The organism is Halobellus sp. GM3 (assembly GCF_052545375.1).
The window spans coordinates 1-12,256 of record NZ_JBQWLT010000014.1 but is presented as its reverse complement, the minus strand read 5'-3'; the positions used below and the strand labels follow the sequence as shown (position 1 = coordinate 12,256).

Genomic DNA, 12,256 nt, shown 5'->3' with positions numbered 1-12,256 from the left:
ATTAGTAGTGGTTTTATTCGGACTCCGGAAAGCAATGAGTGATGACGCGCGAACCCGAGCGCAACCGCACGTTTTCACGCCGCGGGCTCCTCACGGTCGCAGGTGGGCTCGGCGTGGCCGGACTCGCCGGCTGCACGCAGGAGAACCCCAACGTCGGGAGCACCGCGGACTCGACGTCGGGTGACACCGGCGGCTCCGGGGGCGGCGGGAGCGGGGGTCCGCTCACCGGAGACATCTCGATCGCCGGGTCTTCGACGGTCTTCCCGATCGCGACGGCGATGGCCGAGCGCTTCGAGGTCGACCATCCGGACGTCGATGTCAGCATTCAGTCGACCGGTTCGGGAGGCGGATTCGCGAACTACTTCTGCACCGGACAGACCGACTTCAACAACGCCTCGCGGCCGATTCAGCCCGAAGAGGAGGAACAGTGCGCGGGAAACGATGTCGAGTCGATCGAGCTCAAGGTCGCGACTGACGCACTGACGGTCATCGTCAGCAACGACAACGACTTCATCGGCGACGGACTCACCGTCGAACAGCTCTATGAGATCTGGTCTGCGGAGTCGGCGGCCGAGACGTGGGCCGACGTCGACGACGAGTGGCCCGACGAGCCGATCGAGCTGTACGGCCCCTCCGATGCCTCGGGGACCTACGATTACTTTATCGAGGCGATCATCGGCGAGGAGAGCAGTCACCGACAGGACTACTCGCCGACGGAGCAGGACCGGACCATCCTGCAAGGGGTTTCCGGCTCGGAGTACGCGATCGGCTACCTCGGCTTCGCGTACTACAGCCAGAACGCGGACGCGGTGCAGGCGGTCCCGATCAAAGACGGCGACGGCGACTACGTCGAACCGTCGCTCGAAACCGCGCTCGCCGGCGACTACACGCCGCTGTCGCGGCCGCTCTTTACGTATCCCAAGGTGTCCGCGCTCGAGGAGGAGCACATCGAGGCGTTCGCGCGGTACTGGCTCGCCAACTCGACGAGCGAGGCGATCATCGCCGACGAGGTCGGGTACGTCCCACTCAGCGAGGCGGAGCGCGATCAGATGCTCGGACGGATCTACGCGGTCGTCGAGGGATTGAATTGACCCAGCAGTATCGCGGACCCGCCGGTATCGCGGTGCCGGACCGCCCAGCCGAGCGTCGTTCTCGCCGCGGCGTCACGAACCACCTGTGGACTCGCCGAACACACCTCAGACGATGAGCACAGACGAACTCGAATCCGACATCACGAGACAGACGGAGAACTCACCGCGAGAGCTACTCACGCGGACGTTCTTCTTTCTGTGCGCCGCGCTCTCGATCGTGACGACGATCAGTATCGTCGTCTTACTCGTGACGGAGGCGGCGAAGTTCTTCTCCGTGACGGCCCCCCTGATGGGCGTGACCGGGCAGACAGCGTCTATCGTCGACTTCCTCACCGGTACGACGTGGGAGATCAACAGCGGGGAGTTCGGCGTGCTCACGCTGGTCTCGGCGACGCTTATGATCACGATCGGCTCGGCGGTCATCGCCATCCCGCTTGGCGTCGCGACGGCGATCTTTCTCAGCGAGTACGCGAGCCAGCGCGCTCGCTCGCTCCTCAAACCGGCCTTAGAGATTCTCGCCGGCGTTCCCACGGTCGTCTACGGGTTCTTCGCACTCATCTACATCACGCCGGCGCTCTCGGTGGTCTTTCCGAGCATCGGGACGTTCAATATGCTCTCTGCGAGCATCGTGGTCGGGATTATGATCATCCCGATGGTGGCCTCCATCAGCGAGGACGCGATGTCTGCCGTGCCCGACGACCTCCGGCAGGCGGGCTACGGGATGGGCGCGACGAAGTTCGACGTCGCGACCGGCATCGTCGTCCCCGCGGCGCTCTCGGGGATCTTCTCGTCGTTCATCCTCGCGCTCTCGCGCGCCATCGGCGAGACGATGGCCGTGACGATCGCCGCCGGATCGCGGGCGCAGTTCCTCAACCCGGCCAATCCCGCGTCGTTTCTCGAGGGGTCGCTCCCGATGACGGCCGCGATGGTGCAGCTGCTCCTCGGGGACATCACAGGCGGCGGACTGGCCTACCGCAGCCTGTTCGCCATCGGACTCGTGCTCTTCGTCATCACGCTCGTTATGAACGTCATCAGCGACTTCGTCGCCCAGCGGTACCGGGAGGAGTACTGAGATGGCGGTCGAATCCGATACGGGAGATATCGAGGGGTTCGGGCAGGTCAGCCGGACGGTCGGAACCGTCTTCCGCTATCTGCTCCTCGCGGCGACGATGTTCGGTATCGTCACGCTGGCGGTACTCCTCGTCTACGTCGCCAACGACGCCCTCCAGCCGCTGACCGCCGACCCCGGCTGGTATCTCGTCTTCTTCCTCGCGCTCGTCCTCCCGACTGTCCTCGTCGGCTGGGCCGTCCGTCGCCGCGATCCGGCGGCGCTCTCGTTCGGCGCCCTGCTGGTCGGGACGCTGGTCGTGTCGCTGCTGTTCAGCGGCGGCGTCGCGCTTCTGTTCGTCGACGTCGTCCCGCCGCTCTACGCCTTCGCGATTGCGATCGGCGTCCTCGTTCCGAGTGCGGTCGCTGTCGGACTCACGCGATACGCACACCGGATCTCCTTCACGGCTCGCCTCGCCGCGACGACCGCCGCGTTCTACCTCTCGCTGTTCGGCGTCCCCGGCCCGATCGGCGCGCCGCGGATCGCCCCGGGGCTCGTCGAGTTCGTCCGGTTCCTCCCCGTGATCCCGGTCGATCAGGTGATGGTCGCGACGGTCGTCGGCGGCGTTGCCGCCGTCGCCGTCGGCTCCTACGTCGCCTCCGCGCGCACCGGAACCGCCGGTCTGTACGCCGCCGCCGGGGCGTTTGCGGCGAGCGTCGGCGCCGGCTACGCCGGCCCGTTCGTCGGTGTCACGCCGGTTCCGGCGGTCGTCATCACCGCGGTCGCACTCGTCCCGACGGCGGCGTACGCCTGGCGGGGCGCGTTCACCGACGAGGCCGCCCCCGCGGGACTGCTGTTCGCCGCGACGGTCGTCGGGGGCGCGCTCGTCGGCGCCGCAGCGGTCGACGCGTTCGGGTTCGCGGGGCCGCAGTCGTGGGTCGACTGGGCGTTCCTGACGAGCGCACACAGCGGTAACGCGGAGAACGCGGGGCTGTACCCGGCGATCGGCGGGTCGATCCTCCTGATGGTGACGGTCGCCGCGCTGTCGTTCCCGCTCGGGGTCGGCGCGGCGGTCTACCTCGAAGAGTACGCGCCGAATAACGCGCTGACCCGCTTCGTCGACGTCAACATCTCGAATCTCGCCGGCGTCCCGTCGGTCGTCTACGGCCTGCTCGGACTGGGCGTCTTCGTGACGTATCTCGGTCAGTCGGCCGGGACGGTCCTCGTCGGCGGCGCGACGCTGGCGCTTCTCATCCTCCCGATCGTCATCATCTCATCGCGGGAGGCGATCCGGTCGGTCCCGTCGGATATGCGGCAGGCGTCCTACGGGATGGGGGCGACGCGCTGGCAGACCGTCAAGAACGTGGTCGTCCCGGAGGCGTTCCCCGGCATCCTGACCGGTACGATCCTCGCGCTCGGCCGCGCGATCGGGGAGACGGCCCCGCTGATTATGATCGGCGCGCCGAACGTCGTGTTTAATCTCCCGTCCACGCTGGGATCGAAGGTGAGCGCGATGCCGCTGCAGGTGTACGCGTGGTCGGGCATCTTCGCCAGTGAGGACTTCTACACGAAGGCCGTCCCGGCCGGCGTGGTCGTCCTGCTCGCGGTGCTTCTCGCGATGAACTCCGTCGCGATCGTCCTCCGGAACAAGTTCGAGCGAACACAGTGAGTCACAAGCCAATGAGCCAACAGAACGCGAACACACGAGACGCCACCGACGACGCATCGCCCGATCCGACCGACGGCGGGATGGACATCCGAACGGACGTGAGCGACAGCGTCGGCTCCGCGGGGCCGTCGAACTCCCGCGACACCATCGTCCGCGCGGAGAACATCAACGTCTGGTACGGTGACGCACAGGCCCTTTCGGACATCACGATGGACATCCCCGAACAGAGCGTGACCGCGATGGTCGGCCCGTCCGGCTGCGGGAAGTCGACGTTCCTCCGCTGTATCAATCGGATGAACGACCTCATCGACAGCGCCCGCGTCGAGGGGACGCTTTCTCTCCGCGGCAAGAACGTCTACGACGACGACGTCGACCCCGTGGCGCTCCGCCGCCGCGTCGGGATGGTCTTTCAGAAGCCGAACCCGTTCCCGAAGAGCATCTACGACAACGTCACCTACGGACTGAAGATCCAGGACAAAGGCGGCGACTACGACGAGATCGTCGAGGAGTCGCTGCGGCGCGCTGCGCTGTGGGACGAGGTGAAAGACCAGCTCGACGAGTCGGGACTTGAGCTCTCCGGCGGCCAACAGCAGCGCCTCTGTATCGCCCGCGCGATCGCGCCCGACCCGGAGGTGCTCTTGATGGACGAACCCGCCTCCGCGCTGGACCCCGTCGCGACCTCCCAGATCGAGGACCTGATCGAGGAGCTCGCGAAAGACTACACGGTCGTCATCGTCACGCACAACATGCAGCAGGCCGCCCGGATCTCCGATCAGACCGCCGTGTTCCTGACCGGCGGCGAACTCGTCGAGTTCGACGACACCCAGAAGATCTTCGAGAACCCCGAGAGCCAGCGGGTCGAAGATTACATCACCGGCAAGTTCGGGTGACCGATCGTGGGTTCGATCGCTCCCCCCCGACGCCGGTCTCCGGCGTCGGGACAGTATTAAACCCTCACACGTGAGTCAATACCTATGCCCAGACAGGAGTACCAGGAGTCGCTGTCGAACCTCCGCGACGACGTCCTCTACATGAGCGAAGTCGTCGCCGAACGGCTTCGGCTGGGGCTCGACGCGCTCGAACAGAAGGACAGAGACACCGCCAAGGAGGTCGTCGACGGCGACGACGAGGTGAATCAGATGTACCTCGATCTGGAGGCCGAGTGCGTCAACCTGATCGCGCTCCAACAGCCGGTCGCATCGGACCTGCGATTCATCGCGGCGTCGTTCAAGATCATCACCGACCTCGAACGCATCGGCGACCTCGCGGTGAACCTCGCACAGTACGCCATGGACGCCGAGCGCGACGTCTTCCCCGAGGTCGACGTCCAGCAGATCGGCGTCGAGACGCTGGAGATGCTCGAAGCGTCGATGGCCGCCTACGCGAACGAGGACGCCGACGCCTGCTATGGGGTCGCCGACCACGACGACGACATCGACGCGATGTGCGAGGCCGCGAGCACGACCGTCGTCCGCGACCTCATCGAGTCCGACCCGTTCAGCGAGCAGACCATCGACGCCGAGGCGTACATGCAGGACATCTCCCGGCTCCTCCTCACGATCCGCGACCTCGAACGCGTCGGCGATCACGCGGTCAACATCGCCGCGCGGACGCTGTATATGATCGAGGACGACGCCGAGCTGCTGTACTGACTCGACGACGCCAACTCGTACTGACTCTTCTCACTGCGTCCCGGTGAGCGGCCACCTCGTTGACGGCGCTCACCGGGGCGAGACGAGAACGAGCAGTCTCAGAAGATCGTCGCCTGCCGGTAGACGCTGATCCCGTCGGCGGTGAGTTCGTAGGGCTTCGTCTCCCGAGAGTGATTCGCGTCTCTGATCTTCTGGATCTCGATCGCGAGCCGCGTCTCCCGAAAGTCGCTGGGGCGGACGTACTGCAGGACGAACACGGCGTCAGCGAGGTACTCGACGATGCCGAACCGCGAGGCGTAGGGGTTGTCCTCGCTCGCCTCGGAGGTCATGAGCGTCGTGACGCCGACGTTCTTCAGCGCCCGGGTGAACTCGAACACCTGGCTCCGTCGCTTCGAGGAGCGGTCGTACATCATCTCCAAGAGCGAGACGGAGTCGAGCACCAGCCGGTCGGCGCCGAAGGAGTCGATCAGCTTCGGGAGGTCGTTCTGGATGCTGTCGAGGCTGTTCGCCATCTCGGTCGGGTCGATGTCGACGATCGCCAGCCGCCCCGCTTCGACGTGGGACTCGAAGCCCCAGTCCTTCTCGTCGGCAGTCGAGATGATGCGGTCGTAGCTCTCTTCGAGCGTGATGAACACCGCGTTCTCGCCGTTCTCGAGGCCGTGGTGCAGAAACTGCAGCCCGAACGTCGTCTTCCCGGTCCCGGCGGAGCCGATCGTCACCATCAGCGATCGCTTCGGGACGCCGCCGAGGATCATGTCGTCGAGTCCCTCGATGCCGATATCGAGCCGATCGAGGTTCGACTCGAACTCCTCCTCGTCGAAGGACTCGGTCTCGCTCTCGAAGTCGGCGAATCCGAACTCCCCCCCGTCACCGCCGGACGCGTCGGCGGGCGCTCCGCCCGCCCGTCCGGGGGCCGCCGACCCCCCGCCCGTCGGCACGACTCGCTCGATGTCTTCGGGCCGATCGGTGTCGGATGACCCGGGAATTTCCGGGTCGGGCGCGTTCTCCAGCGCCGTCGCGAAATCCTCCCCGAAGGGGTCGTCGGCGTCGTCACCCGCGACGCCGCTCGGCTCGCCCGCGCCGTCCCCGTCGCGGTTCGGATCGCTCGCGTCGGTCCACGCCACCGTCCCGTCGTCGTCGGCGTCGTCGTCTTCGGCGGTTGTTCCGTCCCCGCGTGCGCTGTCCTCGGTGCGTTCACTGTCCGCCTCGGGCTGTGTGTCGGCAGCCTCGGGCTGTGTTTTGTCCCCCGCTCTTTGCTCGTCGGCCGCTGCGGCCGCCTCGGCCGCTTCCGAACGCGACTCGCCGTCCCCGTCGGACTCGGATTCGTCCCCGTCGGATTCGGATTCATCCTCCCGAAGCGCGCGCTCGAACCAGTCGTCGTCGTCACTCACGGCTCTCACCCCCGTGTCCCCGGAGATCGGCTCTCGACTCTCGACCCTGGCGCCCGATGGGCTGGCGCGTCTGTTCCATCGCCGTCGTCGGGACGAGGACCGGCGCGGCTATGAATGTTCCCCGTCGGTCGCGGACGACCCCGCCGATCTACTCGCGGTGATCTCGCTCGTCTCTGCCGCGTGACGGTGCCCTTTTTGGGCGGCGAGTCGAACCACGCGACGGAGATGAAGGTGGCCATCGTCGCGCAGTGGGGAAACGACCGGACCGCGGCGCTCGCCGGCGAGATCCGGGAGCGACTCGTCGCGGAGGGCGTGACAGTGTGGGTCGACGCGGCGACGGCCGCCGAACTCGACGTGCCCGGACGGGAGATCGAGGAGTTCGAGGCGGCCGATCTGGTGGTGAGCATCGGCGGCGACGGGACGTTCCTCTTCGCGGCCCACGGGGCCGGCACGACGCCGATCCTCGGCGTCAACCTCGGGGAGGTCGGGTTCCTCAACGCGGTCGGTCCGGACGACGCCGTCGAGGCGGCGGTGACGGAGGTCCGCCGGTTCAGGCGGGACGGCGAACTCCCGACGCAGTCGATGCCGCGGCTCTCGGCGCGCGGTGAGGGCTGGACGCTCCCGCCGGCGGTCAACGAGGTCGTGGTGCAGGGTTCGCGCCGCGGTCACGGCGGCGGGGCGTCGATCGAAGTCCGGATCGACGGCTCCGGGTACGCCGACGGCCACGCCGACGGCGTTCTCGTCTCGACGCCGACCGGCAGCACCGCGTACAACCTCAGCGAGAACGGGCCGCTGATTCACCCTTCCGTCTCGGGGTTCGTCGTCACGCAGATGGCCGCCGACTCGGGGATGCCGCCGCTCGTCGTCGACGACGGGACCGAGGTCACGGTCGCGGTCGGCGGCACCGAGGAGGCGGTCGTCATCGTCGACGGGCGAATCCGCGAGCACGTCGAACCGCCGGCCGAGGTGACCGTGGAACTCGCCGATTCCCCCGTCAGAATGGCCGGCCCCGCCTCGGACTTCTTCGAGGCGCTCGAAAAGCTGGAGTGACCGGAGGCTCCGTTGGGACCGGATCGATCGCGGCTGACCGGTTGTGATTCGTCACTCGTTCGGGGCGTGGGTGTGCGATGTCGGGGGCGTCCCCCGGCACAATCGATCATATCGACGAAAGCGGTCCGAAATTCTTCACGAACGTCCCGCCGTCCGTATAGCAATCCACATTAACCCCGAACACGAAGCGCCCGTATATGACTCAGTCGTACGTGATCATCGGCGACGGTGTCGCCGGGAGCTCCGCCGCCGAAACCCTCCGCGAGGAGGAGCCTGACGCCGACATCACGGTCATCACGGACGAAGGTGAACCCCTGTACAACCGCATTCTGATCAAGGAGTTCGCCAAGGGGAAGCTCCCGGAAGCCCCCATCTCGATCCACGACGAATCGTGGTACGTCGAGCGCGACATCGACCTCCGACTCAACACGCTCGTCGTCGATATCGACGTCGACGGCCACACCGTCGAGACGCACGACGGCGAGGTACTGGCGTGGGACAAACTGCTCATCGCCACCGGTGGGACCCCCTCGCAGCTGCCCGTCGGAAACTCCGACGCCGAGGGCGTCCATCACTTCTGGACCTTCCAGGACGCCCGAGCGATTAAATCGCACATCGAGGAGGCCGACAGTTCCGTCGTCGTCGGCGCCGGGCTGCTCGGCATCGACCTCGCCGCGATCACGGCCGCACAGGACGTCGAGGGCAAGTACCTGATGCGCGGCGACTGCTGGTGGCGGTACGCGCTCTCGGAAGAGGGCGCAGAGATCATCCACGAGGCGCTCCGCGAGCGTAACGTCGAGCCCGTCTTTCAGTCGGGCGTCGACCACTTCGAGACCGACGACGACGGTCGCGTGAGGACCGCTGTCGATCCCAACGGCGAGGAGTACGACGCCGACTTCGTCGGCATCGCGATCGGGCTGAACTTCAACACCGAGATCCTCCAAGGCACGCCGATCGAGTACGACGACGGGATCTTCGTCGACGAGTATATGCGGACGAACCACGACGACGTCTTCGCCGCCGGCGACATCACCGAGTTCAACGACCTCATCCTCGGCGAGCGCGCCCAGAACGGGGCGTGGGGCTCCGCGAAAGAGCAGGGGTCGATCGCCGCGAAGAACATGGTCGAGTACGGTTCAGAGCCGTTCGAGTGGGTCTCCTCGTACTCGATCACGCACTTCGATTTCCCCTTCCTCTCGTTCGGTCACCCGACGCTCGGCGACGACGAGGCCGAGGCGAAGTACTCCGATACGGAGTGGCGCCGGCTGGCCTTCAAGGACGGACAGATCGTCGGGGGCGTGCTCATCGGCGACCTCTCCCCGCAGTCGAAGTACAAGCAGCTGATGCGCGAACAGCGCGCCGTCGCCGATCAGAAGGACGTGCTGATGAAGCAGAACTTCGAGTTAGAGGAGCTCGACTTCGAGGAGACGCCCGCGGAGTGAGGTGACCTCGCCGATGGGGTGCTGCGCCTCGTGAGGTGACGATTCCCGTGCGGTGACACGGCGGCTTTCGGTGTGATCTCGATCCCCCCGAGCTCGCACTCCGGGGACGATGACCGCGGTGGCACTCGATCGTCCGTTCGCCGGAATCTTTATGTTGATAAATGGTTATTGTTACCGTATGTCACGATCTATCCGCGGTCGGGGGGACGCGGAGGCGGCGCTCGACGTCGTCCGGTGCGCGCCGGCGGACGTCGACCCCACGGATCGCGTCCGGGATCTCGATCAGCTCCCGCCGGCGGACCAAGCGGCGTTCCTCGAAGCGGTCGAGCAGCCGGGTCGAACGCCGGACCTCAGTTCTCTCACCGCCGGCGACGTCGTCCGGTTCTCCGAGTACTACCGCGTCGTGTGATCGAACGCGGGGCTGAGAGAACGACCGGGGGACCCGACGGGCAGGAGGGGAACATCGTTCCTCGCCGACCGATGCAGTTTTCGGCGGGTAGCCGATAGGGTCGGGTATGAGCGACGAGCCCTCGGCTGCGGGCGGTCCTGACGCGGACACGGACATGACGCTGGCGTTCGAACTGGAGGCGCTGCAGCGCCTCGCCGACCCGAACGCCGTGTTCAACGACGCGCGTCAGTGGACCGAGTACGTCGGCGTCGTGAGCGAAAAGCCCACCTACGTCGTCACGAACTTCACGCGGAAACACCGGGTGCGACAGGACTTCTTCTCGGGGCCGCGCGGCGTCACAGAGAGTCTCGAGAACGTCAAATCGCAGTTCGACACCGCCCGCCACGTCTTCGTCGGGACGAGCGACGACGACGCGGCCCTCGCGGAGTCGGTCGGGTGGGAGTACCTGCCGCTCGAACAGGCCGCGGAGGCCGCCGATTGGGAACTGGCCGGCGAGAGCGAATCTGCCGATCCCTTCGAGTCGAGCGACCGAGACGACTGGCCCTAGGCGTCGGCAGTTCTCGAACCGGTCGCGGACCCCCCGTGTAGACGACGTTTCAGAACGGTTAACAGGGGATGAGTCCCTCGTTCCGGTATGGCTTTTCGGGACTCGGGGTACCGGGCGCTCTTCGAGCACGATCCCGACGCGCTCGTCGTTGTCGACCCCGAAACGTATCGCATCCGCGAGTGTAACCACCGATTCAGTGAGCTGTGTGGCACCGACCGTGAGGAGCTTCTCGACCGCGACTTCACGACGCTGACGACGACCGACTCGGCCTCGGAGACGGCGCTCACGGCGCTCCTGCGGTCGGGACCGATCGACGACGAGACCGTCGAATCGCGGCTTCGGACGGATCGCGATGGATCGGTGCCGGTCGAGATGCGACTGTCGACGGCGACTGTCGACGGCGACGACCTCGTCCTCGTCCGGGCGACAGACGTCACCGAACGGAGAGAGCGCGACTGTCGGCTCGAGCGGAAATCGCGCGCCGTGGAGGCGGCGCCGATCGGGGTCACGATCAGCGATCCGACTCGAGAGGACAACCCGCTCGTCTTCGCGAACGAGCGGTTCCGTCGCTTGACCGGCTACTCGGAAGCCGAGGTCCTCGGTCGGAACTGTCGGTTCCTTCAGGGCCCGGACACGAACCCGGAGACCGTCGCGGAGATCCGTGCGGCGATCGACGCCGAAGAGGCGATCACCACGGAGATCCTGAACTATCGCAAGGACGGCGAGGCGTTCTGGAACCGCGTTATGATCGCGCCCGTCCGTGACGACACCGGGACGGTCGTCAGCTTCGTCGGCTTTCAGGGGAACGTCACCGAACAAAAACAGTCCCGGCACGAACTGGAGTTGGCACACGGGCTGTTGGAGACCGTCCCGAGCGGCGTCTTCAGAACCGATCCAACCCCCCACGGCACCTTCGAGTACGTCAATCCCGCGCTCGTCTCGCTGTTGGGGGCGGATTCCCCCGCGGCGCTCCGCGAGCACCGCGTCGAGGAGTTCTACGTCGACCCCGCCGAGCGAGAGGAGCTCATCTCGACGCTCGAAGATACGGACAAGCGACGCGTCAGTCGGGAAGTCCGCCTCGAAACGCTCGACGGGAAGCGGATCGACGCGATGATCACGGCGTCGATCTCGGAGGACGAGACGGGAACCAAACACGTCCAGAAGGTCGTCCAAGACATCTCCGAACGGAAGCGGTACGAGCGACGCCTCAGAGAGCAGCGGGACAACCTCGACATACTGAATCAGGTCGTTCGCCACGACATTCGCAACGACCTCCAGCTCGTGACCGCCTACGTGGAGTTCCTCGCGGACCTCGTCGGCGAGGAGGGCGAGACGTACGTCGAGACGATACGCGACAGTGCGGACCACGCGGTCGAGCTGACGCGAACCGCGGGCGATATGGCCGACGTGATGCTCGCCGACGAGCGCGACCGACAGTCCGTCCCCCTCCGGAACGCGCTCGAGAGCGAACTCGACGAGGTCCGATCGAAATACGACGCCGCGGTCGTCACGGTTTCGGGATCGATCCCGGGAGTGCAGATCGTCGCCGACGAGATGCTGAACTCGGTCTTTCGAAACCTGCTTTCGAACGCGATCCAGCACAACGACAAGGCGGTGCCCGAAGTGTCCGTCTCCGTTACCGAGCGCGGGGAGACCGTCGTCGTCCGCGTCGCCGACAACGGCCCCGGCGTTCCCGACGGGCACAAGGACGCGATATTCGGGAAAGGCGAGAAGGGCCTCGAAAGTGCGGGGACCGGACTCGGCCTCTACCTCGTGAAAACGCTCGTTGAGAGCTACGACGGTGACGTCTGGGTCGAGGACAACGACCCGGAGGGAGCGGTCTTCGTCGTCGAACTGTCGCAGGCTCGCTCGTGAGGAACGGTCGTGTTTAGTTAAGGATGAAGAGTGAGGCGGGAGAATTCCTTGGTGATCTATGCCAGAAATCGCCCGCCTCAGC

General features: G+C 66.2%; 11 protein-coding genes. 10 read left to right on the top strand and 1 reads right to left on the bottom strand.

All coding sequences use genetic code 11. From position 1 onward, the window contains the following. Positions 1-41 precede the first annotated feature (41 nt). From ACT3HL_RS16205 to phoU, 5 genes are all read left to right on the top strand, one after another. Positions 42-1,091, top strand: coding sequence for a phosphate ABC transporter substrate-binding protein PstS family protein (locus ACT3HL_RS16205; protein ID WP_445087794.1), 1,050 nt, complete (start codon positions 42-44; stop codon positions 1,089-1,091). Positions 1,092-1,203: 112 nt separating this feature from the next. Next, positions 1,204-2,163 carry a phosphate ABC transporter permease subunit PstC gene (gene pstC, locus ACT3HL_RS16200; RefSeq protein WP_445087793.1) on the top strand — a complete coding sequence of 320 codons (960 nt, stop codon included), beginning with the start codon at positions 1,204-1,206 and terminating at the stop codon, positions 2,161-2,163. Between the two features lies 1 nt (position 2,164). Beyond that, entirely contained in the window at positions 2,165-3,808 is a 1,644-nt protein-coding gene (gene pstA / locus ACT3HL_RS16195; RefSeq protein WP_445087792.1) for a phosphate ABC transporter permease PstA, read from the top strand. Between the two features lie 11 nt (positions 3,809-3,819). Continuing rightward, complete coding sequence (gene pstB, locus ACT3HL_RS16190) at positions 3,820-4,698, top strand: phosphate ABC transporter ATP-binding protein PstB (protein WP_445087791.1); 879 nt, start codon at positions 3,820-3,822, stop codon at positions 4,696-4,698. Positions 4,699-4,782: 84 nt separating this feature from the next. After that, positions 4,783-5,460, top strand: a complete 678-nt coding sequence (phoU, locus tag ACT3HL_RS16185; protein ID WP_445087790.1) for a phosphate signaling complex protein PhoU — start codon at positions 4,783-4,785, stop codon at positions 5,458-5,460. Positions 5,461-5,558: 98 nt separating this feature from the next. On the opposite strand, the gene ACT3HL_RS16180 is transcribed toward phoU, so the two are convergent. Then, positions 5,559-6,851, bottom strand: coding sequence for a KaiC domain-containing protein (locus tag ACT3HL_RS16180; RefSeq protein ID WP_445087789.1), 1,293 nt, complete (start codon positions 6,849-6,851; stop codon positions 5,559-5,561). A gap of 225 nt (positions 6,852-7,076) precedes the next feature. Here ACT3HL_RS16180 and ACT3HL_RS16175 point away from each other — a divergent pair, with 225 nt between their 5' ends. The 5 genes from ACT3HL_RS16175 (at position 7,077) to ACT3HL_RS16155 (ending at position 12,174) form a co-directional block, all read left to right on the top strand. Continuing rightward, positions 7,077-7,901 (top strand): NAD(+)/NADH kinase, encoded by an 825-nt coding sequence (locus ACT3HL_RS16175; protein ID WP_445087842.1) that lies wholly within the window; start codon positions 7,077-7,079, stop codon positions 7,899-7,901. A gap of 197 nt (positions 7,902-8,098) precedes the next feature. Then, positions 8,099-9,343, top strand: coding sequence for an FAD-dependent oxidoreductase (locus tag ACT3HL_RS16170; RefSeq protein WP_445087788.1), 1,245 nt, complete (start codon positions 8,099-8,101; stop codon positions 9,341-9,343). 178 nt (positions 9,344-9,521) lie between these two features. Continuing rightward, the gene (locus ACT3HL_RS16165; RefSeq protein WP_445087787.1) at positions 9,522-9,752 is read left to right on the top strand and encodes a hypothetical protein; all 231 of its coding nucleotides are present in this window, start codon (positions 9,522-9,524) and stop codon (positions 9,750-9,752) included. Positions 9,753-9,906: 154 nt separating this feature from the next. After that, positions 9,907-10,299 carry a DUF7124 domain-containing protein gene (locus tag ACT3HL_RS16160; protein ID WP_445087841.1) on the top strand — a complete coding sequence of 131 codons (393 nt, stop codon included), beginning with the start codon at positions 9,907-9,909 and terminating at the stop codon, positions 10,297-10,299. 87 nt (positions 10,300-10,386) lie between these two features. Continuing rightward, a complete protein-coding gene (locus tag ACT3HL_RS16155; protein ID WP_445087786.1) occupies positions 10,387-12,174 on the top strand; it encodes a PAS domain S-box protein in 1,788 nt (595 codons plus the stop codon). Positions 12,175-12,256: the final 82 nt, after the last annotated feature.